The following is a 25,062-nucleotide window of genomic DNA, read 5'->3' as shown; positions in this document are numbered from 1 at the left end:
TGCGCCCATGGGTATCACCAGTTCAGGCGCAGGTGTAGGGAGATTTACCTATCCGTGCAGCGGCAAATTGTTCGCGGCACGGTAGGCTTGAACATAGCCGCGTGCCACTGATCGAACGGCTGTCCCGATCTGCGAATACGCCTCGTCCGGCAGGTTGGCAAAGGACACACGGGCCGACCATCCGGGCGCATCAAATCCGCTGCCGTTCAGCAAAACGATGCCATAGTCTTCGGCCAGCTTGAACGCGATATCCAATGGATGAACATTCTGCTTGATCCAAGCCACGACATCTTCACCGACATATTTTCGCAACCAGTATTCGAAATCGATGATGCCGTAATAGGCGTCGTAATGCTCACCTGCCTGCACCTCGATGCCCATCGCTTCGGTCAGCAGTTTGAAACGGCGATGAACCAACTCCATACAGGCGGTCTGATAGATCTTCTTGCTGTCGACCAACTCACTGAGTGAAAACAGTGTCATCATCACCTGCTGCGGCAGCGACAGGCCCGCCGTGTGGTTCAAAGCCACATCGCGGCTATCGGCCACAAGCCGGTCGATAAAGCGAATGTCGCGCGGTGTCAGGCTAAGCGTGCCATAGCGCTTGTCCAGGGCCTGTTTGATCTCATCCGGGTGATCCGCCAGTTTCAGATCGAAGATGTTGTCTTGCGCGACAGCAATCACGCCAAGACGCCAGCCGGTGCAGCCAAAGTACTTGGAATAGGAATACACCCCGATCGTGTTGCGTGGCAGATGGCCCATGACCGAGGTAAAATCATGCACAAAGGTGCCGTAGACATCATCCGTCAACACGATCAGATCGGGACGGTGGTTTTCCACCAAATCCGCCAGTTTGCGCAGTGATGCGGTGCTTAGTGCAACCGAAGACGGATTGCCCGGGTTGACCAGAAAGAACGCCTTTACCTTGGGATCTTTCAGCTTTTCCACTGCGGCATCCGTCAGTTGGAAGCCGTCTTCCTCGTCGGTTTCCACATGGACGGATTCAAGGCTGTAATCCTCAAGCTCTGGCATTTCCAGATAGGGGGTGAAGATCGGTGTACACAACGCGATCGTATCACCCGGGTTCAGCAGCCGATTGGCTTTGAGCGTCTTGAAGATATAACACATCGCCGCCGTGCCGCCTTCGACTGCGAACAGATCGAACTGAGCGTCAGGCCGGTGACCTCGGCACATGGACCACATCAGGTATTCATGGGCAATGGTGGCATTGTGTTTCAGGATGCGGTCAGGCACCGGATAGTTATCACCGATGATCGAATCCGTCAGTTCATGCACAAACTCGTCCGCATCGAAATCAAATGCGGATATGGCATGCGCCACGAGCTCAAGCAGCGTATCGACGCCCGGCGTGTCGGAATGATCAGACGCCCAGCTCTGCAGCCGTCCATGGCAACCTTTTTGCACCGGCATTCCGCCTAAACCAGCGGGGTGGTCCATCACACGTTTGGATTCAGTTATGGCAAATTGACCAAGGGCAAAGAACGCCTCACGCGGACGGGTGGCAACCCAGTTAGGATTGCCGCGCCCCGCGTTCAGGAAAGCGCTATTGGCCTTACCCGCCTCGGCCGAGGCCAGTTTGATCAGCTCATCCTTGATCTGAAACGGGCTGAGTGCTTCGTAATCGTGCAGCGCTACTCTATCCATAACGTGAACCTCTCCAAATCAGCTTAGGATCAAAACAACGACCATCCCGAAGATGGTCAATAGTGTATTTCCGATCGCATACGGCATTCCGTAGCCAAGCGCCGGGATGCGACTTTGCGCGGCTTCCTGGATCATACCCAACGCGGCAGTGGTGGTGCGTGCGCCTGCGCAGGCACCAAACAGAATAGCCGGGTGGAACTTGAATACGTAATGCCCGACGTAAACTGCAAAGATCATTGGTAGCGAAGTCGCGACGATTCCCCATAGCAGCAGCGCAATACCGGCCTGTTGCAGTCCCGCGACAAATCCCGGCCCTGCGGTGATCCCTATCACCGCGATAAAGACGTTCAGGCCCAGCGTGTTCATCAACCACAGTGCCGGCCCCGGGATGCGCCCAAAGGTCGGGTGCACCGTACGCAGCCAACCCAGCACCAGCCCAGCCAGCAGCGCGCCTCCGGTAGTGGAAAGGCTGATCGGGAAACCACCCATCATGACTGACAATGTTCCAATGATGCCGCCGATGAAAATCCCCCAGCCTACAAAGGCCAGATCCGTGGTGTCTACCGGGCGGTCGGCATAGCCAATCTGGGCAACTGCGGCCTCGACATGCCGCTTGCTGCCCTGAATTGTGACGATGTCACCACGATGCACGACTGTCCCGGGTAGCAGCGGCAAATCCTGCATGTTTCGCATCAGTTTCGAGACATAAATGCCCCGCGCGATCGACAGTTTGCTTAGCTCTTCAAGCGTCTTGTTATGAACCTCTTTGCTGGTGATCAGCACATCCAGTTTTTCCGACGGTATGCTCAGCAGATCAGGCGCGTCAGCTTCTGTAAGATTGGTCTCAAGCAAACCCACCAGATCAGCGCGGCGGCCTGAGAACATCACAACATCTCCGGCCTGCAATATGGTGTTATCATCTACCTCTATGATCTTCCCGTCACGTCTCAGGCGTTCGGCATAGATGCGGATACCGGGCATCAGATCTTTGACCGGTTGCCCTAGCAAATCGCTACCTTCTGGGATCTCAAAGGCCCGCGCCTCGATCGCGCGATATGCCGAGACGATGCCATCACCGGTTTCAACCGACGTCGTGCCACCCAGCTTAGCCTCATATTCCTTGCAGGCCGCGACCAGATCGACGCCAATCAGACGCGGGCCGATCTTGGCCAGAATGATGGCCGACCCGATTGTGCCGTAAATATAGGTCACCGCATAGGCAATCGGAATCTGGTTCGCATAGGTTTTGGCCTGTTCCGCCGACAGGCCCAGCTGGCCGATTTGGTCGGTGGCAACACCGATCGCCGCTGAAATCGTCTGCGATCCGGCATAAAGCCCCGCGGCATAGCCAAGTTCCAGACCCGCGACCTTGGCTGCGATGATCGGGATTACAAGGCAAAGTGCGAGCACGCTGAGCGCAAAGAACACCTCGCGCGCGCCGTCTGCTTTCAGGCCGCGGATGAACTGAGGTCCGACACCGTAGCCCACAGCAAAGATGAACAAGATGAAGAAAGTCGATTTGACCGCCGAGTCGATTTCAATCTGGGCCTGCCCGATCACCACCGCCGCCAACAACGTTGCCGTGACCGTGCCCAGACTGAACCCCATCAGTTTCCAGGGACCAACGAGAAAGCCGATACCGATGGACAGGAACACCGCCAATTCAGGGTAGTTTTGAAGAATATGCACCAGCCAATCGACCATCAATCACCTCTCAATCCGCGCCTGACAGGCATTTGAGGCAAAAGCCGGAGACAAGGTGAAGAAGCGCCCAATTGGCCCACTTGCTGCCCGACCAAGCCGCCTGTTCGAACACACAACCGCAACAGGAAAACTTCGGCCTCACGATACCTTACAAAGGACATTTGTCTATAATTATCTGAATATTAATAGTTCTGCTTGTCCGCCCTCATTCAGAACATCCTGACTGAGCCTGCCCCACAATGCAAACACGCGAAACGCATGGCTCGCCCGCTCTGCCTGCTCCAGAGCCGGAACCATGGGCTTCACTGTCGCTCTACCGCAATGCGCGGGCGCAAAATCCTGAGGGGTTCGAACAAATCCATTGCAGCGACCCGGTGTTTGCCATCACATATCGCTATGACACGGCCGACGATTATTTCCGAGACCAGCGCAACCGGCGTTTGTATCCGCCTTGCCGGAGATCTGCGCACTCAATCGTTGGATCGTGTCGAAGCGGGTTTTGCTGCCCAAAAGCCCAACGGCCAAGATGTCATTGTGGACATGTCGCAGGTGGAATCGCTGGATACCGGAGGGGCCTGGCTAGTCGCCAATCTGGTGCAGCGGATGGGAAGCGAGGGCGCTCAGGTCCAGCTCGAAGGGTTGGCCCCTGCGCATTCGTCATTGATCGAAACAGTATCGCTCAACATACCCGAGGTTACAGGAGAAGAACTGCCGCCGCATGGCTTTGTGAATTGGGTTGCCCGGATTGGGCAAAAAACTTTTGGCGCCTGGCAGGACACATTATCAATCATCGGCTTTCTTGGCCTTACTCTGCATCGATTGGTCCGGACTCTGATCATGCCATGGCGACTGCGTCGTGCTGCCTTGGTGTCACAGATGGAGCAAGTCGGCTTCAAGGCGCTGCCGATTGTGTCCTTGATGGGTTTCCTGATCGGCGTCGTTCTGGCCTTTCAGGGCGCGACGCAGTTGAAACAGTTCGGGGCTGAGATCTTTGTTGTCGAATTGATCTCCATCTCCATCCTGCGTGAGCTTGGTATCCTGCTGACAGCGATCATCGTCGCTGGTCGCTCCGGTTCGGCTTTTACGGCTTCGATTGGCTCGATGAAGGTGCAGGAAGAGATTGATGCGATGCGCACCCTGGGGTTGGATCCGATTGAAGTTCTGGTCATTCCCCGTGTTCTGGCGCTGTTGATCATGTTGCCCATTCTTGGCTTTGTTGCCGATATGGCTGGCCTGATCGGCGGAGCGTTGATGAGTTGGATCGACCTCGGTGTCAGCCCCGGCATGTTCCTGACCCGGTTGAAGGAAAATACCGGCGTCGCACAACTTGCCGTCGGGATGATCAAGGCACCGTTCTTTGCACTGGTGATCGGTGTCATTGCCTGCTGGCAGGCTATGCAGGTCAAAGGTTCATCCGAAAGCGTTGGTCAGCGGACGACAGCCTCGGTCGTGCAATCGATCTTTATGGTCATCGCCATCGACGCCCTGTTTTCGATCTTCTTCTCAGAGTTGGGGATCTGACATGGATGGCGCCGCGCTTCAGGACAAGCCCCAATCCGACACGAAACGCGAAGCCGTTATTCGTGTGCGCAATTTAACCAACCAATTCGGCGAGCAAGTGGTCCACGACAACCTCAACCTCGATGTCTGGCGCGGTGAAGTGCTGGGTGTTGTCGGTGGATCGGGCACTGGGAAGTCCGTGCTTTTGCGTACGATCGTCGGGCTGAACAAGCCCAAGTCGGGAAGTATTGAGGTTCTTGGCGTCGATGTTCTTAATGGCCCCGAAGAAGAACGTCAGCGGATCGAAAGAAGCTGGGGTGTGGCATTCCAGGACGGTGCGCTGTTTTCCTCACTGACTGTATTGCAGAACGTGATGGCGCCTCTGCGCGAGCACACGGGTATCAGTGAAAAATTGATGGCCGCACTGGGTGGTCTGAAGATCAGTCTTGTTGGCTTGCCTCAACTAAGTTGTAGCAAGTTCCCTTCGGAACTGTCCGGCGGAATGCGTAAACGCGCCGCGTTGGCCCGCGCCCTGTCGCTGGACCCTGAAATCGTTTTTCTGGACGAACCAACTGCCGGGTTGGACCCGATCGGGGCCGCCGCATATGATGAACTGATCGGGGAACTTCAGCACACGTTGGGGCTGACCGTGTTCATGGTAACGCATGATCTGGACAGCCTTTATGCCATATGTGATCGCGTCGCGGTACTTGCGGAAAAACGCGTGCTGGTTGAAGGTCCGATAGAAGAGATGACCAAGGTCGACCATCCTTGGGTTCAGGAATATTTCACAGGCCCCCGCGCCCGTGCGGCACAACAGAAGGGGCAGGACAGGTAGAGGCGATGGAGACCCGAGCGAATTACATCCTGATCGGTGCGTTCACCCTGGCGGGCATCCTTGGTGCCTTCGGGTTCTTTCTGTGGCTCGCCAAATTCGAAGTGACCCGGCAATACGCCTATTATGATGTGTTGTTCGACAATGTCTCGGGCCTGTCGGCTGCAGGTGGCGTAAATTACAACGGCTTGCCTGTGGGTCAGGTGGTTTCCCTGGACTTGGACAAAGATGACCCGTCAAAGGTGCGAGTGCGGCTTGAGGTTGATGCCGACATCCCTGTTACCAAAGAAACCATCGCACAGTTGCAATCTCTGGGTGTGACAGGGGTTGCTTATGTTGAGCTTTCCGGCGGGTCCCCAACCGCAGAAAGGCTGGCCCAGAACAGTGTCATCCCAAGCAAGCGCAGTTCGATTCAATCCTTGCTTGAGGGTGCGCCAGAGGTTCTGGAAAAGGCGGTCACCCTGTTGGAGAACCTCAATTCGGTTGTTGATGACAAAAACCGAAAGGCGGTGTCGGATATCCTGAACAATCTGGCAGAAGCGTCGGGCAAGCTGGATAAAACTCTGACGGATTTCCAGTCGCTCTCGTCCGATTTGGGCGGTGCGGCCAAAGACGTTGGAGAATTTACCAAGAGACTGGATACGTTGGCAAACACGGCCGAGACGACGTTGAGCACAGGAACGGACACGCTGAAGAGCATCAAAGAGACCTCAGAATCCGCCAAAACAACGCTAGAGACTGCAAATAACGCCATTGCCAGTGCTGAAAGCGTGATTCAGGAAGATATCCGGCCCTTTATCGAACGCGGGTCAATCCTGGCCGAAAGGCTGACTCGGCTGTCAGATGAAGGCAGCGTTACGCTTGAGGTAATCAGCGAGACTGTTCTGAATGCAAACACCACCCTTGAATCGGTTACATCGACTATGGATTCAGCCAAAGGGGCGCTCGATTCAGCAGAGAGGGCGTTTGACTCGGCAAACCGCGTGATGGACGAGGATATCTCGCCTGTCGCTGAAGATGTGAGTAAGGCGGCCAATCAGGTTGCGGAAACCGTCTCGAATATTACCGAAAAGATTGACAAGATTTCCGACGATGTTCTCAGCGCCTCCCAATCGGCGTCGGATCTGCTGGGAACCATCGACGGGATCGTTCAGGACAACCGCCGTCAGGTTTCGGACTTCTTGCGCGTTGGGTTGCCTCAGTTCATCCGGTTCATCGAGGAATCACAGCGTCTGGTCATCAGTCTGGATAGATTGGTCGACAAGGTCGAACGCGACCCGGCCCGCTTTTTGTTAGGCACCCAAGCATCGGAGTTTCGTCAATGATACGGCCCTTAATATTGACTCTGGTTTTGGCCGCTTTGACGGGCTGCACGGGCTTGGGCACGCTGCGGCAGGCTTCCAAGCCTAATGATTTGTATTTGCTGACACCCAAAAGCACGTTCTCGTCATCGCTGCCGCGTATCCAAAAACAGATCGTTGTCGAAGAGCCCACAGCGACGGCGGCCGTGAACACCGATCAGATCGCCGTGCAGCCCACCTTGCTTCAGGTTCAGTATCTGCCGCGGGCCCGATGGGTGGATCGCGCTCCGTTAATTGTGCAGGCGCTGATGGTCGAAAGCTATGAAAATTCCGGCAAGGTCGCGGCCGTAGGACGTTCGACTGTAGGCCTAAGAGCGGACTATGTGATCGCGCCTGATCTGCGCGAATTTCAGGGCATCGTCATCAGCGAAACCGAAGACACGAAAACGGTCCGCGTAGAAGTGCGCATCAATATCAAGATCATCGATGAGTATGAGGACAAGATCATCGCTTCAAGCTCATTCCAGGAAGCAGTGCTGGCGACCAGCGACAAAACACCCGAACTGGTTGAGGCCTTTGATATCGCCTTGGGCAAGACAATGCGGGATGCCGTGGAATGGAGCATCCGCAAAATTCATACGCATACGCTCAATAACCCGCGATCAAGACCTAGCTAGTGGTCGCTAGAACTGGCTCGCTGAGGCGACTTGCCAGTCAGCGGCGAACTCTTCGGGGATGATCTTGCCCAACAAAGAGCCGTCATCCAGAAAGCTGTATAGCTCGGCATAAGACCGCTCTCGTTCATCCGCATTTCGGCGCCGGATGTCAGCAGGGCGCAGGTCGGAAACTTTTGCTTTGCCCATAGCCCCTAATATCTCGCGGAAACTTTCAAGCGTCGCGTCATGAAACCGATGCACGCGCTGTCGTTTCTGTGGCACATTCACCGCCCGCCCACGGATCGGATCTTGCGTTGCCACCCCCGAAGGGCACCTGTTGGTGTTGCAATGCAGCGCCTGAATGCACCCCACCGCAAACATCATTGCCCGCGCCGCGTTACACATATCCGCACCCAGAGCAAATTTCTCGACCATATCAAATCCGGTGGCCACTTTGCCCGAACAGATCACCCGCACTTTGTCGCGGACTCCAATACCGCGCAGGCAGTTGTTCACAAAGATCAGCGCCTCGTTGAGTGGCATCCCCAATCGGTTGGTAAACTCGACCGGGGCAGCGCCAGTGCCCCCTTCCGCGCCGTCCACCGTGATGAAGTCAGGCAGAATCTCAGTTTCCAACATCGCTTTGCAAATCGCCATAAACTCGGATCGACGACCGATGCACAGTTTGAAGCCTACGGGCTTGCCACCTGACATCTCTCGCAGATGCTGAACGAAATGCATCAATCCAGTCGGTCCATCAAAAGCCGAATGAATAGGTGGGGAAATCACATCCTGATGTACTGGAACCCCACGAATCTCGGCGATTTCTTCATCCACCTTTGCCGCCGGTAGGACCCCGCCATGAGACGGCTTCGCCCCTTGCGATAGTTTGATCTCGATCGCCTTGACGACATCTTTCTTGGCCTTTTCGGCAAACAGGTCCTTATCGAACCCACCTTCAGGCGTGCGGCATCCAAAATATCCTGTTCCGATTTGCCAGATGATGTCTCCACCTTCTGCCAGATGGTGGGGGGACAGTCCGCCTTCGCCCGTGTTATGCGCAAAACCCCCATCTTTTGCACCGCCATTCAAAGCACGGATTGCGTTGGCGCTGAGTGCACCGAAACTCATTGCTGATACGTTCAGGCGCGACGCATTGTAGGGTTTGTCGCACTGAGGGCCGCCCAGTATCACCCGTTCTTCGCTCTCTTCGACGTGCTTGGGGGATAGCGAGTGATCAGCGCGGTGATAACCTACCGTCATGATATCGTACTGAGTGCCAAACGCCTGAGTATCCACCTGCCCCTTGGCGCGGGAATAGACCAGACTGCGGATGATCCGATTATAGGGCCGCCCGCTCTCATTGGTTTCAACGAAATACTGCCGGATTTCAGGGCTGACAAACTCCAACATATATCGGAAGTGACCCAGTACCGGGTAGTTGTTCAGCACATTATGCTTGGTTGTCAGCATATCGTAGAGACCGACAACCGCATAGGGGATCAGTATGATCAGCAACCAGTGGGCGGGTGGCCAGAAAAAACCCCAAAGCAAAGTCAAAGGCAAGCAGACATAGCTGAGGAAATAGTAAAGCCTGCGAACAATCATTTTCTATCTCCCTGAGTAGCGCTGTGACAGCGTGACCTTGAATGGACATTGGGTCCATGACCCTGCTCTTCATCCAGAACGTGGAACAAATTGACCTGTTTGCGCAAGCCCTTGCTAATCAAACAAAGATAACGGTTGGGTTAGCGAGGCCGGTTGAACCAAGCAAAAGCAGTCTGTATGCAAAATGAAACGCTGGTCAGAGCAGGATCAACCGCAGTGTCGAAAACAGCGCCTGCATTCGGGCATCGCGCCCTGATGTATACAGCCGTCTTTGTGGGGGGTGCTGCAGGGTCGTTGCTGCGCGAGCTATTTTCGCTGGAGATCCCCGGCGCTCCGTTCCTGACCGCGACTTTCGGCATCAATGTTGCGGCCTGTTTCGTTCTAGGTTGGCTCTATGCCATTCGAAATCGTGTCCACGCCCACGTCCTGCATCTAGGGGCCGTCGGATTTTGCGGTGGGCTATCGACGTTTTCCTCATTCGTTGCCGAGCTGGAAAGACTGGCAGAAACCGGGAATTGGTTTGTGGTTATCGCCGTAATCGCGGAGATCGCATTTGGTCTTACGGCGGCGGTTCTTGGGGAAGCGCTGGGTCGGCGGCATCATTCCCGGGAAACATCGGAATGACGACCTTGTATCTGCATGCCATGTTCGCATTGGGCGGAGGATTGGGGGCTGTACTGCGGCATTGGCTGGCGCTTCGGGTGACGCATGATCTGCCGTACTCGACCCTGATCGTGAATGTTCTGGGCAGCCTTCTGCTGGGTCTATGGATTGGTTATCTGGGTGGCTCTGCAGAAATGGGCGAAGAGGAAAAACGCCTTGTATTCGGGTTTTGCGGCGGCTTCACCACATTCTCAAGCTTCGCCTATCAATCGCTGCAATTGCACCGTGAACGGACGATCGTATTTGCCGCCGGTAACATCGCTCTCAGCCTCGCATTGTGCTGGTTCGCGCTATGGCTGGGCCTTGTTCTGATGCGCTAGTGAACGGGTGCTGCAGCCCTTTGGTCGGGCCTGGGCGCGCGGCAGAAGAACAACAGTGGGATCGTGGCCAACGCCAGCAGTCCAAGATTGTTGAATACAGTAAGGTACGAGATCATCTCGGCCTGCCGTGCGATCTCTTGTCCCAAAATGGCGGCGCCCTGGGCGCTATCGGGTGTCAGCCCCAGCGGCGCAAGATAAGCCTGTGCAGCAGGATTGTAGGGTGTCACATTCTGGCTTAGCACTGCCGTATTGGTTTGCAGGCCACGCACGACCCAAGTCCCCACCAATGAAATACCTACCGAAGAGCCAAGCTGCCTGGTGACGTTGAATAGGCCCGAGGCCTCATCCTGCCTTGATTTACTGATGCTCTCGAATGCCAGAATAGACATCGGCACAAACACCAGCCCCATCCCCAGACCACTGACAAAGCCCGGCCAAGCCAGTTGCCAGAAACCGGCGTCGAGGTTGAGCGTGCCCAACATGAAATTCCCCACTGCTGTCAACAGCATCCCCAACCCGGCTAAAACTCGTGGATCAAACCGGGTGACCAGTACGGCCCCGGTCAGCACCATCGATGCACCTGCGGCGATTCCGCGCGGAATGAACAAATGACCGGATACGATCACGGGGTAATCGAGCAGGCTTTGCACAAAGGTTGGCAGTATGGCGATCCCGCCAAACAATGAGATCGCGAACCCCGCTATCACCAGGTTGCACAGGGCAAAGTTGCGATCCGCAAAAAGGCGCAAATCAACGACAGAATGCCGGGATGTCAGAGAATGGACTATGAACCCCAGCGCCCCAAGAACCGAAGCGATCAGCGCCAGCTGTATCATCCTCGATGACAGCCAGTCCTTGGTCTCACCTTGGTCAAGAATGAATTGAAGGCATCCGATGCCAAGTGCCAGCAGCGCCAGACCTTTCCAGTCGATGCGCACCTCTTCGGTTTTGTCGTCCGGCAACTCGCCCGCTAAAAGCAGCAGGGCCATGGCAGCGACCGGAAGGTTGACGAAAAACACCATTCGCCACGAAAAATACTCTGTCAGGACTGCGCCTACAGTTGGGCCCAACACTGGTGCGACCACCACGCCCAAGCCAAAGACCGCCATGGCCTGCCCCCGTTTTTCGCGCGGAAAGGCATCAAACAGGATGGACTGCGACAACGGGATCAGGAACGCGCCGAACATCCCCTGCGCCAGGCGGAACGCGACGATAGTCTGAAGACTCCATGACAGGCCGCACATGACAGACATTGTGGCAAAACCCGTGACCGCAGTCAGGATCAGCCTGCGCCGCCCGACCCGACGCGCGACAAACCCGGTCAGCGGCATGACCACAACGGCTGAGACGATATAGCTGGTTAAGATCCATGTCGCCTGATCGGTTGTGGCCCCAAAAGCCGCCTGAATATGCGGCAACGCAACATTGACGATGGTACTGTCCAGAACTTCGAGAATTGCACTGAGCACGACGGCCACGACAATCACGCGATTGATATGGCCGGCATCAGTCATTGGCTGGTTCCGGTTGTATCCACCGTAACTTTGCTGCTGCCTCCTACACGTAGCGGAGCATCAGTTGGATCAAGCTCAATCCGCACCGGGAAACGTCGAGTGACCTTGACCCAGTTGCCGCTGGAGTTTTCGGACGGCAACAACGAAAACGTATCGCCCGAGCCTCGACCGATCGACGCAACCTTGCCGGTCAGGGTCGTGTCTGGAAGCATATCCACCTGCACTGTGACCGGCTGACCGGGTCGGATGCGTGGCAGTGATGTTTCCTTGAAATTTGCATCGACCCACCAGTCAGACGACTCGACAATGGAAAATTGCGGCGCATTGGCCGAGACAGACGACCCTGGCCGCAGCGTCAGATTTGCGATCCAGCCATCGGCCGCGGCATAGACCTTGGTCCAGACAAGATCGGCCTGCGCGATTTCCAACGCAGCCTGCGAGGACAACACATTGTCCTGCCGGGCCGCGAGGCCACTTTGCAACGCAGAAAGCTCGGACCGGCTGGTGGTCAACCGGGCCGAAGCCTGTGCGAATTCGGACGTAGTTTGGTCCAGCGAGGCCTGCGCGAGGTCCCCGTCCGAAAACAAAGCTCGGGCGCGTTCAAGATTGCTCTGCGCGGTTTCGTAGAAAGAGTTGGCGCTTTCGACAGCGGCCTGTGCAGCGGTGATCTGGTTCGAGAAGGAGTCAGCCTGCTGAATGGCACTGTCCAGATTAGCTTTGGCCTGATCGACCGAGGCTTGGAACTGTGTCGGATCAATCGAGAACAGCAAATCGCCTGCATTGACCGGCTGGTTTTCGACCACCGCAACGTCTGAAACCTGCCCGGTCACCTGTGCGGCCACGTAGATGATATTCGCGCCGATATAGGCGTCTTTTGTTGACGGATACCGCTCTTCATGCCGCCAGAAAAGGAACAATCCAATAGCAATCGTGACCAGTATCCCTGCGGCGGCAATTGCCTTGAATGACTTCATAAGCAGCTTCCTTCTCGGTGCCTAATCGAGCGACCTCACATCACCTGCATATGCATGCGCATGGCCAGATTGCCCAGAATCCAAACTGTCCCGCCGATGATAATCAGCAGAACAAGTGTCGAGAACAGAACCAGGTCCAGATCCTCTCGGCTGCTGCGGCGGCGGTCGATGTGTAGAAAATAGATCAGTTGAACAACCAGTTGTGCCAACCCCAGAAGGCCGATGGTCATATAGACGCCTGGTGTTTCAATACCAAAATGATAGGCGATCACAAATACCACCAGCGTGAGCAGCAGTGACCCACCATAGCCAATCACGTAACGCCGCCGTTCGCGGTGATGCATCTCGGATCGTTTATCCATAGGCCAGCCCTCCGAAATACACGATGGTTATTATGCCGATCCAGATCAGGTCGAGGAAATGCCAGAATAGCGCCAACCGCACCATACGCGACATCAGCAGATCGGTCAGCCCGAACACACGCAGCTGAATACCCAGCACGATTAGCCACAGACACCCGGCTGCAACATGCAAGCCGTGGAGCGGTACGAGACCATAGAAGGCCGACAAAAACCCGCTACGCTGTGGGATACCGCCTTGGGCTGCCATGTTCATGAAATCACGGATTTCCAAAACCAGAAAACTGAGCCCCAGCAGCAGTGTCACTCCGAACCACAGCACGATCCGTGCCCGAGGCAGGTTGTATTTCAGCGCCAACATCGCCAGCCCGACGGTCAAACTGCTGGTCAGCAGAATGAGAGTCTGGGCAAAGATGCTTTTCAGGTCGAACAGCTCATGCGGGCCCGGACCGCCGGCCTGCGCGTCTATCATGGTGATATAGATCGCGAACATCAGGCCGAAATAGACCAGATCGCTCATCAGGAAGACCCAGAAGCCGAAAGTGACGACCTCGGTCGCCTTGTGAGCGCTGGCGTGGTCCTCACCGAGGTTTATCCCCGGATAGCTGTGCTTGGGTGCGCGCCTCATATCACGGCCTCCATATCCGGGCGGGCGAGGCCGCGATTCTCCGGTGTACTTTCATGATCGCGATCCACAGCGGCGGTGCTGTGGACCAGCGCCAACCACGCCTCGTGTTCTTTGCGGACCTCTTCGGCGGGGATGATGACCTCGGTGCTGGTGTCGAAACTCCAGATGATAATGGCGAGGATCATCGCGATGGTCATCAGTGCTGCCAGCCACCAGATCCACCAGACCAGAGAGAACATCCAGATGCCACTGAGCACGCAGAGGATAAACCCGATGCCGGTGTTGCGCGGCATCTCGATATCTTCGTAGGCCGCGGGTGCAGGATAGGCTTGTCCGCGCTCCTTAGCTGCAGCAAAGTCATCGCGCTCGCCAACCTGCGGAATAATAGCGAAGTTGTAGGGTGGCGGTGGAGACGGGATCGACCATTCCAGCGTACGCCCATCCCAAGGATCACCGACCGGTGCGCGGGTCTGTTCTCGGTCGCGTATACTGACCCACAATTGGACCAGGATCGAAAGCAACCCGCAAGTAATCACCAGCGATCCTATGACGGCGGTGATCATGTAGGGGTGAAAGCTGGGATCCTCCCAACTGAACGACCGGCGGGGCATGCCCATCAGACCAACGAAGTAGAGCGGCATGAAGGTCAGCAGAAACCCAACTGTCCAGCAGAAAACCGAAACGCGGCCCCAGAACTCGTTTAGACGGAACCCAAAGGCCTTGGGGAACCAGTAGTTATAGCCGGCGAGCAACCCGAACAGCACACCGGGTAGCAACGCGTTGTGGAAATGCGCAACCAGAAACAGCGTATTGTGGACCTGATAGTCGACGGTTGGATTGGCAAGAACCACTCCGCTGAGGCCGCCGATGACGAACAACATCAAAAACGCAAGGCCATAAAGCATCGGGACCGAGAATCGAATCCGCCCACGGTACAGAGTCGCCATCCAGTCATAGACCTTTACCCCGGTCGGAATGGCGATCAGCATCGTGGCAATCCCGAACACCGCGTTGATCAGAGCGCTTTGCCCCATGGTGAAGAAATGATGCAACCAAACCGTGAAGGACATGACCGCAATCGACATTGTTGCGATGACCAGTGAGTTGTAGCCATAAAGCCGCTTGGCCGAAAAGGTGGCAAAGACTTCGGAATAGATGCCGTAGGCGGGCAGGACCAGCAGGTAGACCTCGGGGTGACCGAACAGCCAGAACAGGTTGGCATAGTTCATCATGTTGCCACCAAGGTCATTGGTGAAGAAGTGGAAATCGAGATATCGGTCAGCGGCCAGCAACAATGCAGCTACACCAAGGGGGGGCATGGCAAAGATGATCAGAATCGAGCTGCAGATTATCGTCCAGCAATACATGGGCAACCGCATGAACTTCATCCCCGGCGCACGCAGCTTGTAGATCGTGACGGCAAAGTTGATGCCAGTCAGTGTTGTGCCCACGCCAGAGACCACGATGGCCCAGATCCAGTAATCCGGCCCAACGCCGGGATTGAACGCGGCCCCGGTATAGGGCGGATAGGCGGTCCAACCACCTGTTGAGAATTCGCCCACCACCAGCGAGACCATCAGCATCAGCCCGGCCGAGACGGTCAGACCAAGCCCGATCTGGTTCATCACCGGAAAGGCCACGTCGCGCGCGCCTATCATGAGCGGAATTATGTAATTAGCGACGCCAAAGACAAAAGGTACCGCGACGAAGAACACCATTATGGTGCCATGAGTGCTAAACAGTTCCGCGAAATGCTCGGGTTCCAGAAATCCGTCCCCCGGTCCCGCCGCCTGTTGGGCCCGCATCACCACGCCTTCCAAGACGCCCCGCGCCAGCATGACGATGGCGAAGACAATGTACATGATGCCGATCTTCTTGTGATCAGCGCTGGTCAGCCAATCGCGCCAGAGCGGGCCCCACAACCGGAACCACGTCAGGATGCCAATCACTACCACTACGCCCACGATCACAATAGCAGCAGCAGCGTTTGCAATGATCTCATTTGCGCCAGGGTTCTGGATCAGTCCAGCGATGGGAAAGGCATCCCAGCTCAGGCGACCGAAGAAACCGGTCTCGGCATTTGTCATTGGCTTGCCTCCTGCCCGTATTCAGCCGTTCCGGGTTGCTGATCCAACTGCAGAGGCTCTCCGCTGTGATAACGACGCAGGATCGAATGGAACAGGTCGCCCTCTTCCAGCGTGAAATAAAGCGCATTCAGCGGCATGAGTTCGGTGCCCAATGCCGCCTGTACCTCATCCCGATCCGTACGCATCGCCAACGTCCGATAGGTGCTTTCGGTCAACGGTATGCCATGCGCTTTAACACTGGCGACCCATGCCTGAAAATCCTCGGGCTGCATCGCTTGCGCCAGGAATTTCTGCTTTGTGAATCCTCGGCCATTATACTGTGTGTTCTCGCCTTGCATCGTCTCAGGCGAGTCTGCCACCAGGTGTAGCCGAGTCGTCATCCCCGGCATGGCATAGATTTGCCCTGCCAGCGCCGGGATCATGAACGACTGCATCACCGTGTCTGTGGTCAGCGTCATCGCAACTTGCTGTTTGATCGGTATGCCCAGTTCTCCCACCGTTGCGATGCCATGATCTGGATAGATGAACAGCCATTTCCAATCGAGACCAACCACCTGCACATTTAGGGCGGGCCCTTCCCCAAACGGGGCCGAATAAGGGTCAAGACGATGTGTCGCTTTCCAGAGATAGAAGGACAGGATCATCACGATCACCACCGGGACGCCCCACATCAGAAATTCTAGCTTCGCCGAAAAATCCCAATGCGGAGTGTAGGCTGCGCTTCCTCCTTTCCGTCGCCGATAGCGAATGGCGATCAGCGGCACCAGAACCAGAACCGGAATCACCGCGATCAGGATCAGGGCCGTCGCACGCAAAAGATGGGTCTTTTGCACCGCCGCGATCGGGCCTTGAGGGTCCATGAAGCTATCGCTCGCCCCGGCTGTCTGTGCCGTCGACATCAGAGCAACAAGCGTCACCAAGGCGGGCACAGCGACTGAAGACATCCGGGAAAAGGTCAAGCCTGATGATCCTCTTGCGGCGGGGGTTCCCGGCAACTATCGGCAGAGTCACAGATTTTCTCAAGGACTTTTGCAAAATTGCCCGAACACCCCGATGTTGACATAAAGTCATGCGCACGCGAGACCGGTCATATGCGTTTGGTTCTTGCTCTCCTCTCCCTGCTTTGTCTTGCGGCCCCTTCGGCCGCGCAGGATCGCGCTGCGGTTGAGCGTCAGTTTCAGAGCTGGCTGCAACAGACCATATGGCCTCAGGCAAAAGCCAAGGGCGTTTCGAAACGCACATTCCAAAGTGCCTTTGACGGGGTAACACTAAACTGGGACCTTCCTGACCTGGTTCCGCCGGGCAGCTCTAAAAAGACACCCAAGCAACAACGGCAGGCCGAGTTCGGCTCACCTGGTCGTTATTTCAATGCCGGATCAGTCCAGGGTGCCACCTCCGTCGGTCGCAAGATGGCTAAGCGCCACGCGGACACGCTATCACGTGTCGAGACAGAAACCGGCGTACCCGCCCGAATCATACTGGCCATCTGGGGCCGCGAAAGCGGATACGGACAAGTCCCGATCCGCCATAATGCGTTTCAGGTGCTGGGCACCAAAGGGTTCATGAGCACACGGGCAGAGTATTTCACGGCTGAACTGATTGCTGCGCTACAGATCGCTGAATCCGGTCACGGCCAAGGCCACGCACTGAAAAGCAGTTGGGCGGGTGCCTTGGGGCAGCCTCAGTTCATGCCCACAAATTTTCTGACTTACGCGCGCGATGGCGATGGGGATGACCGGGCTGATATCTGGGGCTCGGCCTCGGACACGATTGCATCGATCGGCGCGTATCTTGACGAGCACGGATGGGTGACAGGCCGCGACTGGGGGTTCGAAGTTATCCTACCCACGACCGTTTCTTGCGCGTTGGAGGGCCCTGATCAGGGGCGATTGATCCGCGATTGGGTCGCCATGGGCGTAAATCGCGTTTCCGGCAAACCTTTTCCGGCACATGAACTTGATGCCGAGGGCTATCTTATGATGCCTGCCGGTCGTAGCGGTCCGGCCTTTATCGTAACGCCCAATTTCTATGTCCTCAAAGACTATAACACCAGCGACCTTTATGCGCTGTTTGTGGGTCATGTCGGCGATCGCATCCAATACGGAGTTGGCGATTTTCGGGGTCGTTGGGGCGATGTCGGCAATCTCTATCGCTCAGATGTCGCCAGCATGCAGCAGGTGCTTGTTCAACAGGGTCATGACGTCGGTGGCGTCGATGGCCTGCCCGGATACAAAACCCGACGCTCGATCGGGCGCTGGCAAGAGGCTTCTGGAAGCACACCAACCTGCTTCCCCGATGCCTCATTGAAGGCCGTTCTGAAGCCGTAGCAGCGTACTGATTCGCCATTTACGAGCATCAATGCGAACACATTCACCCACGGTGATATGTTGAGCTTCACGAAAATGTCACTGCCACGAAGCGTTTCAAAATAAAATTTTAACACCTCCGCCGGCTGCGGTTCTAATCAGCCTTTGTGGTCTTCACCCACCGCAAAACCCTTTACCTTTGCTTCAAAACTGACAGGTTCATGGGCAGTGAAAGATAGCTTTCGCATTCGGATCTCCGACATTGCCTGATGCATGAATGCCGAAATTATCGATCTTGGCACGATCTAGATCAAGGTAAAGTCCAGACAATTGCCGGAGACAAAATGGCAGACAAGCGCCCACCGCGAATGCGGTTTGGACGTTCGAAACCATAAAAAATGGGAGTAAACACATGAACAAAATAATCAGAACCTCTTTGGCAGGACTGTTGTCCTCGACCATCATTACCGGTGCTGCAATTGCTGCCGGTACACATCCCGAAACCGGAGAAGCCCTGGCCGACGATCAGACCTTCACCTATCGGATTCTCGATGAACACAGCTCGGTCGACCCACAAGTCGTAGAAGATGTATCGGGTGCAGAAATTGTTCGCGATCTGTTTGAAGGCCTGATGAATCAGGATGAGGACGGTAACCTGGTTCCTGGTGTCGCCACCGAATTCTCGGTCAACGATACAAAGGACGTTTACACCTTTACCCTGCGCGATGAAGCGAAGTGGTCGAATGGTGATCCGGTGACCGCAGGTGACTTTGTGTATGCCTGGAAGCGCGCCGTCGATCCCGAACTGTCGTCGCCCTATGCGTGGTTCATGGAACTGATGTCGATTGAAAACGCTGCCGAGATCATCGCGGGCGAAAAACCGGTGGATGAGTTGGGTGTCAAAGCCATCGACGACAAAACGCTGGAAGTCCGCCTGAGCGCCCCCCTGCCCTATTTCCCGCAGATGACCACACATTCGACAACCTTCCCGGCACCGCAGAAAGTGATCGAAGAATTTGGTGACGCCTGGACCAAACCGGAAAACATCGTCTCGAACGGCGCTTATGTTCTGACCGAGCACCTGCCGCAGGAACGCTCGGTACGTGAACGCAACACCGCCTATTGGGACAACGATAACACCATCATCGACAAGGTCGTGGCGCTGGTCATCAATGATGAAAACGTCGCCCTGACCCGCTATTTGGCTGGCGAACTGGACCGCACCGAAATTCCAGCCGGCCAGTACCCACGTCTGAAGGAAGAGCACCCTGTAGAAGCCATCAGCTTCCCACGCCTGTGCAACTATTATTACACCTTCAATCTGTCTGATGGTGGCCCCGAGGCTTTCAAGGACCCGAACGTCCGCCAAGCCCTGTCACTGGCCGTTGATCGTGCGATCATCACCGAAAAAGTGATGGCAGGCGGTCAGCCCGAAGCCTACACCTTCGCCCCCGAAGCAACCGCAGGCTTCACCGTCCCGGCCGTTGAAATGGCATCCATGTCCCAAGCCGAACGCGACGAGTTGGCGAAGGAGCTGCTAGCAGAAGCAGGTTATGGGCCTGACAACCCTCTGAGCTTCCAGATGGTTTATAACACCGCGGAAAACCACAAGAAGGTCGCCGTTGCGCTGAGCCAGATGTGGAAGCAGAAGCTTGGCGTGAACGCCGAACTGGCAAATATGGAGTGGAAAGTCTTCCTCGAGGAGCGCGGCAACCAAAACTTTGAGCTGGCACGTGGTGCTTGGTGCGGAGACTACAACGAAGCGTCGACCTTCCTGGACCTGCTGCAGTCGGACTCGGGCTATAATGACGGCAAATATGCCAACGCGCGCGTTGATGAGCTGCTGGCCGAGGCCAAAACCTCGGACGATCCGGCTCCGCTTTACACCGAAGTTGAACGCATCATCGCCCAAGAAACGCCTGTGATCCCGATCTATCACTACGCAGGCGTCTATATGATGGACAGCGATGTAGGCAACTGGCCGGTGAACAACGTCGAGCAGAACTGGTACTCGAAGAACCTCTACAAGCTCGCTGAATAATCGTCTTTGAACCACGCCCTGCCCCGGAGACATCCGGGGCAGGGCCAATAAACACGGGGGCATGAAATGCTTGCCTACAGTTTAAAGCGGCTGCTGGTCGCTATTCCGACGATCCTGTTATTGATCGTCGCCTGCTTTTTCCTCATGCACATCGCGCCTGGCGGGCCATTCACCTCGGAACGGCCATTGCCGCCGCAGGTTCTGGCCAATATCGAGGCGCGTTATGGATTGGACCAACCGCTGTGGAAACAGCTTTGGGACTATCTGTACAACATCGTGGTGCATTTTGATTTCGGACCGTCCTTCAAATTCAAGGATCGGGATGTAAACGACATCATCGCGCAGGGTTTCCCGATTTCGTTGACCTATGGTTCGTTGTCTTTCCTGGTGGCAACTTCCGTTGGCGTCGCGCTGGGAATTGCCGCTGCAATCAAACACAACAGCTGGATTGACTATTTTGCGGTTGGTCTGGGTATCGCCGCTCAGGCGCTTCCGAACTTCATCATGGGGCCGATCCTGATACTGACCTTTACCCTGTGGTTGGGGTGGCTGCCGGGTGGCGGCTGGCATGGCGGTCAATGGCAGTATCTGGTGATGCCGGTGATTGCGTTGGCGACCTCCTACATGGGCTCAATCGCAAGAATTACGCGGTCATCGATGCTGGAGGTTCTGAACTCGAACTTCATTCGAACTGCACGGGCCAAGGGATTGCCGACAAGAACCGTGATCTGGCGCCATGCGCTTAAGCCGACATTGCTTCCCGTTGTCTCGTACCTCGGGCCGGTTTTTGTCTACGTTCTGACCGGTTCGGTATTTGTCGACATCTATTTCTCAACCGGTGGTCTGGGGCAGGCCTATGTCGGCTCGGCCTTGTCTCGCGACTATGCTGTGCTGCTGGGGGTCACCATCCTTTACGGCGCGTTGACCGTGGTTGTGAACCTTCTGACAGACCTGGCTTATGCCTGGTTCGATCCAAAAATCCGATACTGAGGGGCAGGCAATGCTTGGAAAATCACAAAAAGCCGCCCATCTGGCCGAGGAAATCACTGATTACACGGTCATTCAGGGGCGCTCGCTTTGGCAGGACGCACGGATACGTTTTGTCCGCAACAAGGCCGCAATGGCCAGCGTTTTCATTTTGGGTCTGATCGTGTTGTTCACGATTGTTGGGCCTTACTTCGCGGTCTGGAACAATGAAGAGATCGATTGGAACGTCATGGGGGACGTGCGCGGCATGGGGATGCCATCCATCGAAACCGGACACTTTTTCGGCGTCGATGATCTGGGGCGCGACCTATACAGCCGTGTCATTCAGGCCACCACCACATCGCTGCTGGTCGGTTTGATCGGGGCCGCGACCGCTCTGATCGTCGGCACCTGCTATGGCATCACCGCTGGATATATTGGCGGGCGCACCGACAGTGCCATGATGCGGTTCGTGGACATCCTGCTTGCAATTCCGGCAACACTGATCATCATTTTGCTGCTTGTCGTCGCGGGACGATCCTTTTTCATGCTGTTCATCGCCTTGGGCGCTGTTGGTTGGCTGACGATGGCACGGATTGTTCGGGGGCAAACCTTGACCCTGAAGAACCGCGAATTTATCGAAGCCGCGCGCGCCGCCGGTGTCAGCGAATTTACCATCATGTACCGTCACATTCTGCCCAACCTGTTGGGCGTTGTGATCGTGTACGCTTCGTTACTGGTGCCTGAGATGATCCTGACCGAAAGCTTCATCTCGTTCCTCGGCCTCGGAATCTCAGAACCCTACACATCGTTGGGCCGCCTGATCGCCGAAGGTGCTGGCACCATGGCGTATGGTACGCTCTGGCAGCTGATGTTCCCACTTACTTTTTATGTCGCCATCATCATCACCATGTTTTTCATCGGTGACGGGCTTCGCGACGCTCTGGACCCGAAGGATCGCTGATATGAGTCTGTTTTCCGTGAAGGACCTGAGCGTCCGATTTGATACACCCGACGGCGTGGTTGAAGCTGTAAAGGGCATCAGTTTCGACATTAATCCCGGCGAATGTCTGGGCATCGTCGGCGAAAGTGGCTCGGGCAAAAGCCAGACGTTCATGGCAGCGATGGGGCTGTTGCCCTCCGCTGGCCATGCGTCTGGTTCTGCTTTGCTGAATGGTCAGGAGATCCTGAATCTACCTGTGAACAAAATCAACAAGATCCGTGGCTCAGACGTCGGCATGATTTTTCAGGATCCGCTGACCGCCCTGACCCCACATCTGCGGGTCGGCCAGCAGATGCGCGAAGTGCTACAGGTTCACGAAGGTTTGCAAGGCTCGGCTGCCCGCCAACGTTGCCTTGACTGGCTGAATCGCGTTCGCATCCCCGAAGCGAAACGGCGGCTGGATCAATATCCACATGAATTGTCTGGTGGCATGCGTCAGCGTGTGATGATCGCCATGTCGATGCTGTGTAATCCCAAACTTTTGATCGCGGATGAGCCGACTACTGCGTTGGATGTGACCGTTCAGGCCGACATTTTGGACCTGATGGTACGGTTGCAAAAGGATGAAGGTACGGCCATAGCTCTGATCACCCATGACATGGGCGTTGTTGCGCGCATGTGCGACAATATTCAAGTCATGCGTATGGGTGAGTTTGTCGAGGCCGGTGACACGCGCGAAGTCTTTCGTTCTCCTCAGCATGATTATACCCGAACGCTACTTGAGGCTATGCCGCGAATTGATGCGGGCGATGCTCCGAAAGCTCTTACGCAGACGGAAGAACCGTTACTGAAAGTGGATGACGTCAAGGTGCATTTCCCGATCCATGTCTCGGGTGGTCTTTTTGGGCACAAGGTACCCCTAAAAGCCGTTGATGGCGTGAGTTTCGACATCCGAAAGGGCGAGACCCTGGGTGTTGTTGGAGAATCCGGCTGTGGCAAATCCACGCTGGCCCGGGCTGTGCTGCAATTGATCGAACCCAGCGCGGGTAATGTCAGCTGGCTGGGGCATCCGATCGTCGGGCTGAAACGGGCCGAGTTGAACAAGTACCGCAAGGACCTGCAGATCGTGTTTCAGGACCCGCTGGCGAGCCTTGATCCACGGATGACAATCTCGGCCTCGATCGCGGAACCGCTGAAAACCTATCGCCCGGATCTGACCGAGCGGGAACGCAAAAAGTTGATCGCCGAGATGATGGAGCGTGTTGGCTTGAAGGCCAACATGATTAACCGATATCCGCACGAACTATCCGGGGGGCAAAACCAGCGTGTTGGAATCGCGCGTGCCATGATCAACAAACCAAAACTGATTATCTGTGACGAGGCAGTCTCTGCGCTGGATGTGTCCATTCAAGCCCAGATCGTAGGATTGTTGCGTGAACTGCAACAAGAGTTTGGCCTATCGATGATCTTCATCAGCCACGATTTGTCTGTGGTACGTGCGGTTTCGAACCGGATCATGGTTCTATATCTGGGCCGCATCGTTGAATTGGGCGATGGTGAAGTGATCTGTTCCGAACCGAAACATCCTTACACTCAGTCCCTGATCTCGGCAGTTCCGATCCCTGATCCGGATGTCGAGCGCAGCCGCCAACGGCTTAAACTGCCTGGAGAATTGCCTTCTCCCATGGATCCGAAAGCAGCTTTGCGCTTTCTACCCAGCAGATTGTCTATGGGTGAGACCAACTATGTACCTCAACTCAGTGAGGTTGCCCCGGATCACTTCGTCGCCGAACACGATCCGCTTGAGGCGATTATGGCCAATGCATAATCTTACGCGTCCCGATCCAATCTATCGGGCGCGTTTTAAACTTTATTGAATAAGTGATTAGTGGATTGGTTCATTGATCCAGCTTTCGGTCGTGTTTCGTTTTGACTCTGCCCTTAAGTTAATGGCAGATTCCAGCGAACCCGTAACTAACCAGCCGGGTGCGATTGATTGGTAGGATTTTAGATTATATGTGGGGCTCCGGCATCACCGAGAGTCGTCGGCAATATAAAGAATTAGTGAGGTAGTATGGTACGCAAAGTCACCAAGGCGATATTTCCCGTAGCGGGAATGGGCACTCGGTTTCTTCCGGCGACAAAGTCGGTGCCAAAGGAAATCATGACATTGGTTGATCGTCCACTGGTCCAATATGCCATCGACGAAGCGCGTGCGGCCGGGATCACTGAATTCATCTTCGTGACATCGCGCGGAAAATCAGCGCTTGAGGACTATTTCGATCACAATCTCGTGCTGGAGCAGGACCTCAAATCCAAGGGCAAAGACGAACTGCTTGAAGTATTGAACGCAACCAATATGGAAAGCGGAGCAATTGCCTATATCCGTCAACACAAGGCTTTGGGATTGGGGCATGCGGTCTGGTGCGCCCGTCGACTGATCGGGGATGAACCCTTTGCCGTGATGCTGCCCGACGATGTGATTGCCGCCGACAAACCCTGCCTACAGCAGATGGTCGAAGCCTATGAGGAAACCGGCGGCAACATGGTCGCCGCGATGGAAGTTCCCAACGAAAAAACCAGCTCCTACGGTATTCTGGATACCGGCCAGAATGTTGGAACGGTTGTCCGTGCCAAAGGAATGGTTGAAAAACCGAAACCCGAGGACGCGCCATCCAATCTAGCGGTGATCGGTCGTTACATCTTAGGTCCTTCGGTTCTATACAATCTGAACCAGAAAAAGAAGGGAAGTGGCGGCGAAATCCAACTGACCGACGCAATTGCCGAGGATATAGGCAATGGTGTTCCTGTTTTTGGCTACAAGTTTGATGGACAGCGGTTCGATTGTGGTTCAAAGGCTGGCTTTCTGCAAGCAACGGTCTCGTTCGCATTGGCCCGCGATGATCTGCGCGACGACCTAAACCAATATCTGCATGAAGTCGTGGCCTCTGATCGGGCCGCGCAGTAGGCCTAATTGTGTCAGCTATTCCGA

General features: G+C 55.6%; 21 protein-coding genes. 12 read left to right on the top strand and 9 right to left on the bottom strand.

Annotation, left to right across the window (positions count from 1 at the left end):
- Nucleotides 1–48: 48 nt before the first annotated feature.
- Entirely contained in the window at nucleotides 49–1,665 is a 1,617-nt protein-coding gene (locus ACR0L9_RS11270; protein WP_480895679.1) for a bifunctional aspartate transaminase/aspartate 4-decarboxylase, read from the bottom strand.
- An 18-nt stretch (nucleotides 1,666–1,683) separates the two neighbouring features.
- Complete coding sequence (gene aspT, locus ACR0L9_RS11265) at nucleotides 1,684–3,369, bottom strand: aspartate-alanine antiporter (protein WP_480762765.1); 1,686 nt, start codon at nucleotides 3,367–3,369, stop codon at nucleotides 1,684–1,686.
- 396 nt (nucleotides 3,370–3,765) lie between these two features.
- Here aspT and ACR0L9_RS11260 point away from each other — a divergent pair, with 396 nt between their 5' ends.
- The 4 genes from ACR0L9_RS11260 to ACR0L9_RS11245 are packed head-to-tail and all read left to right on the top strand — an operon-like array spanning nucleotide 3,766 to nucleotide 7,682.
- A complete protein-coding gene (locus ACR0L9_RS11260) occupies nucleotides 3,766–4,890 on the top strand; it encodes an ABC transporter permease (protein ID WP_480895678.1) in 1,125 nt (374 codons plus the stop codon).
- Between the two features lies 1 nt (nucleotide 4,891).
- On the top strand, nucleotides 4,892–5,707 hold the full coding sequence (locus tag ACR0L9_RS11255; protein ID WP_170394521.1) for an ABC transporter ATP-binding protein: 816 nt from the start codon (nucleotides 4,892–4,894) through the stop codon (nucleotides 5,705–5,707).
- Between the two features lie 5 nt (nucleotides 5,708–5,712).
- The gene (locus ACR0L9_RS11250) at nucleotides 5,713–7,029 is read left to right on the top strand and encodes an MlaD family protein (protein ID WP_170394518.1); all 1,317 of its coding nucleotides are present in this window, start codon (nucleotides 5,713–5,715) and stop codon (nucleotides 7,027–7,029) included.
- Nucleotides 7,026–7,682: an ABC-type transport auxiliary lipoprotein family protein gene (locus tag ACR0L9_RS11245; protein ID WP_170407827.1), complete on the top strand. Its 657-nt coding sequence runs from the start codon at nucleotides 7,026–7,028 to the stop codon at nucleotides 7,680–7,682. Before ACR0L9_RS11250 ends, ACR0L9_RS11245 begins: the two co-directional genes overlap by 4 nt.
- A 6-nt stretch (nucleotides 7,683–7,688) precedes the next feature.
- Here the strand turns inward: ACR0L9_RS11245 and ACR0L9_RS11240 are convergent, their stop codons facing one another.
- A complete protein-coding gene (locus ACR0L9_RS11240; RefSeq protein ID WP_480895677.1) occupies nucleotides 7,689–9,269 on the bottom strand; it encodes an FMN-binding glutamate synthase family protein in 1,581 nt (526 codons plus the stop codon).
- A gap of 216 nt (nucleotides 9,270–9,485) precedes the next feature.
- On the opposite strand from ACR0L9_RS11240, the gene ACR0L9_RS11235 reads away from it, so the two are divergent.
- Together ACR0L9_RS11235 and ACR0L9_RS11230 are read left to right on the top strand one after the other, a co-directional pair.
- Nucleotides 9,486–9,893: a fluoride efflux transporter FluC gene (locus ACR0L9_RS11235; protein WP_480895676.1), complete on the top strand. Its 408-nt coding sequence runs from the start codon at nucleotides 9,486–9,488 to the stop codon at nucleotides 9,891–9,893.
- Nucleotides 9,890–10,252, top strand: coding sequence for a fluoride efflux transporter FluC (locus ACR0L9_RS11230; RefSeq protein WP_480895675.1), 363 nt, complete (start codon nucleotides 9,890–9,892; stop codon nucleotides 10,250–10,252). The genes ACR0L9_RS11235 and ACR0L9_RS11230 overlap by 4 nt, the downstream gene beginning before the upstream one ends.
- Here the strand turns inward: ACR0L9_RS11230 and ACR0L9_RS11225 are convergent.
- The 6 genes from ACR0L9_RS11225 to ACR0L9_RS11200 are packed head-to-tail and all read right to left on the bottom strand — an operon-like array spanning nucleotide 10,249 to nucleotide 16,758.
- Nucleotides 10,249–11,766, bottom strand: a complete 1,518-nt coding sequence (locus ACR0L9_RS11225; protein ID WP_480895674.1) for a DHA2 family efflux MFS transporter permease subunit — start codon at nucleotides 11,764–11,766, stop codon at nucleotides 10,249–10,251. The genes ACR0L9_RS11230 and ACR0L9_RS11225 overlap by 4 nt on opposite strands.
- A complete protein-coding gene (locus ACR0L9_RS11220) occupies nucleotides 11,763–12,740 on the bottom strand; it encodes an HlyD family secretion protein (RefSeq protein WP_170509660.1) in 978 nt (325 codons plus the stop codon). Before ACR0L9_RS11220 ends, ACR0L9_RS11225 begins: the two co-directional genes overlap by 4 nt.
- Before the next feature lie 35 nt (nucleotides 12,741–12,775).
- Nucleotides 12,776–13,102, bottom strand: a complete 327-nt coding sequence (locus ACR0L9_RS11215) for a cytochrome o ubiquinol oxidase subunit IV (RefSeq protein ID WP_255612219.1) — start codon at nucleotides 13,100–13,102, stop codon at nucleotides 12,776–12,778.
- Nucleotides 13,095–13,727 carry a cytochrome c oxidase subunit 3 gene (locus ACR0L9_RS11210; RefSeq protein WP_170422821.1) on the bottom strand — a complete coding sequence of 211 codons (633 nt, stop codon included), beginning with the start codon at nucleotides 13,725–13,727 and terminating at the stop codon, nucleotides 13,095–13,097. The genes ACR0L9_RS11215 and ACR0L9_RS11210 overlap by 8 nt, the downstream gene beginning before the upstream one ends.
- The gene (locus ACR0L9_RS11205) at nucleotides 13,724–15,814 is read right to left on the bottom strand and encodes a cbb3-type cytochrome c oxidase subunit I (RefSeq protein ID WP_480762768.1); all 2,091 of its coding nucleotides are present in this window, start codon (nucleotides 15,812–15,814) and stop codon (nucleotides 13,724–13,726) included. The genes ACR0L9_RS11210 and ACR0L9_RS11205 overlap by 4 nt, the downstream gene beginning before the upstream one ends.
- Nucleotides 15,811–16,758 carry a cytochrome ubiquinol oxidase subunit II gene (locus ACR0L9_RS11200; RefSeq protein WP_480895673.1) on the bottom strand — a complete coding sequence of 316 codons (948 nt, stop codon included), beginning with the start codon at nucleotides 16,756–16,758 and terminating at the stop codon, nucleotides 15,811–15,813. The genes ACR0L9_RS11205 and ACR0L9_RS11200 overlap by 4 nt, the downstream gene beginning before the upstream one ends.
- Nucleotides 16,759–16,905: 147 nt before the next feature.
- Here ACR0L9_RS11200 and ACR0L9_RS11195 point away from each other — a divergent pair, with 147 nt between their 5' ends.
- From ACR0L9_RS11195 to galU, 6 genes are all read left to right on the top strand, one after another.
- A complete protein-coding gene (locus ACR0L9_RS11195) occupies nucleotides 16,906–18,141 on the top strand; it encodes a lytic murein transglycosylase (protein WP_480895672.1) in 1,236 nt (411 codons plus the stop codon).
- A 391-nt stretch (nucleotides 18,142–18,532) separates the two neighbouring features.
- Nucleotides 18,533–20,161 carry a peptide ABC transporter substrate-binding protein gene (locus ACR0L9_RS11190; protein ID WP_170407804.1) on the top strand — a complete coding sequence of 543 codons (1,629 nt, stop codon included), beginning with the start codon at nucleotides 18,533–18,535 and terminating at the stop codon, nucleotides 20,159–20,161.
- A gap of 66 nt (nucleotides 20,162–20,227) precedes the next feature.
- A complete protein-coding gene (oppB, locus tag ACR0L9_RS11185) occupies nucleotides 20,228–21,151 on the top strand; it encodes an oligopeptide ABC transporter permease OppB (RefSeq protein WP_170422826.1) in 924 nt (307 codons plus the stop codon).
- 10 nt (nucleotides 21,152–21,161) lie between these two features.
- Nucleotides 21,162–22,091, top strand: coding sequence for an ABC transporter permease subunit (locus tag ACR0L9_RS11180; protein WP_170394482.1), 930 nt, complete (start codon nucleotides 21,162–21,164; stop codon nucleotides 22,089–22,091).
- Nucleotide 22,092: 1 nt separating this feature from the next.
- Entirely contained in the window at nucleotides 22,093–23,898 is a 1,806-nt protein-coding gene (locus tag ACR0L9_RS11175) for an ABC transporter ATP-binding protein (protein ID WP_480895671.1), read from the top strand.
- A 246-nt stretch (nucleotides 23,899–24,144) separates the two neighbouring features.
- The gene (gene galU, locus ACR0L9_RS11170; protein ID WP_170407796.1) at nucleotides 24,145–25,038 is read left to right on the top strand and encodes a UTP--glucose-1-phosphate uridylyltransferase GalU; all 894 of its coding nucleotides are present in this window, start codon (nucleotides 24,145–24,147) and stop codon (nucleotides 25,036–25,038) included.
- Nucleotides 25,039–25,062 lie beyond the last annotated feature (24 nt).

Source organism: Ruegeria sp. I3 (assembly GCF_056532525.1).
This window is presented reverse-complemented; position numbering and strand designations above follow the sequence as displayed.

What these genes read in the sequence shown, in the direction of transcription:
- ACR0L9_RS11270 (WP_480895679.1), bottom strand. Translation starts at nt 1,665, where the DNA reads ATGGATAGAGTAGCGCTGCACGATTACGAAGCACTCAGCCCGTTTCAG.
- aspT (WP_480762765.1), bottom strand. Translation starts at nt 3,369, where the DNA reads ATGGTCGATTGGCTGGTGCATATTCTTCAAAACTACCCTGAATTGGCG.
- ACR0L9_RS11260 (WP_480895678.1), top strand. Translation starts at nt 3,766, where the DNA reads ATGACACGGCCGACGATTATTTCCGAGACCAGCGCAACCGGCGTTTGT.
- ACR0L9_RS11255 (WP_170394521.1), top strand. Translation starts at nt 4,892, where the DNA reads ATGGATGGCGCCGCGCTTCAGGACAAGCCCCAATCCGACACGAAACGC.
- ACR0L9_RS11250 (WP_170394518.1), top strand. Translation starts at nt 5,713, where the DNA reads ATGGAGACCCGAGCGAATTACATCCTGATCGGTGCGTTCACCCTGGCG.
- ACR0L9_RS11245 (WP_170407827.1), top strand. Translation starts at nt 7,026, where the DNA reads ATGATACGGCCCTTAATATTGACTCTGGTTTTGGCCGCTTTGACGGGC.
- ACR0L9_RS11240 (WP_480895677.1), bottom strand. Translation starts at nt 9,269, where the DNA reads ATGATTGTTCGCAGGCTTTACTATTTCCTCAGCTATGTCTGCTTGCCT.
- ACR0L9_RS11230 (WP_480895675.1), top strand. Translation starts at nt 9,890, where the DNA reads ATGACGACCTTGTATCTGCATGCCATGTTCGCATTGGGCGGAGGATTG.
- ACR0L9_RS11225 (WP_480895674.1), bottom strand. Translation starts at nt 11,766, where the DNA reads ATGACTGATGCCGGCCATATCAATCGCGTGATTGTCGTGGCCGTCGTG.
- ACR0L9_RS11220 (WP_170509660.1), bottom strand. Translation starts at nt 12,740, where the DNA reads ATGAAGTCATTCAAGGCAATTGCCGCCGCAGGGATACTGGTCACGATT.
- ACR0L9_RS11215 (WP_255612219.1), bottom strand. Translation starts at nt 13,102, where the DNA reads ATGGATAAACGATCCGAGATGCATCACCGCGAACGGCGGCGTTACGTG.
- ACR0L9_RS11210 (WP_170422821.1), bottom strand. Translation starts at nt 13,727, where the DNA reads ATGAGGCGCGCACCCAAGCACAGCTATCCGGGGATAAACCTCGGTGAG.
- ACR0L9_RS11205 (WP_480762768.1), bottom strand. Translation starts at nt 15,814, where the DNA reads ATGACAAATGCCGAGACCGGTTTCTTCGGTCGCCTGAGCTGGGATGCC.
- ACR0L9_RS11200 (WP_480895673.1), bottom strand. Translation starts at nt 16,758, where the DNA reads ATGTCTTCAGTCGCTGTGCCCGCCTTGGTGACGCTTGTTGCTCTGATG.
- ACR0L9_RS11195 (WP_480895672.1), top strand. Translation starts at nt 16,906, where the DNA reads ATGCGTTTGGTTCTTGCTCTCCTCTCCCTGCTTTGTCTTGCGGCCCCT.
- ACR0L9_RS11190 (WP_170407804.1), top strand. Translation starts at nt 18,533, where the DNA reads ATGAACAAAATAATCAGAACCTCTTTGGCAGGACTGTTGTCCTCGACC.
- oppB (WP_170422826.1), top strand. Translation starts at nt 20,228, where the DNA reads ATGCTTGCCTACAGTTTAAAGCGGCTGCTGGTCGCTATTCCGACGATC.
- ACR0L9_RS11180 (WP_170394482.1), top strand. Translation starts at nt 21,162, where the DNA reads ATGCTTGGAAAATCACAAAAAGCCGCCCATCTGGCCGAGGAAATCACT.
- ACR0L9_RS11175 (WP_480895671.1), top strand. Translation starts at nt 22,093, where the DNA reads ATGAGTCTGTTTTCCGTGAAGGACCTGAGCGTCCGATTTGATACACCC.
- galU (WP_170407796.1), top strand. Translation starts at nt 24,145, where the DNA reads ATGGTACGCAAAGTCACCAAGGCGATATTTCCCGTAGCGGGAATGGGC.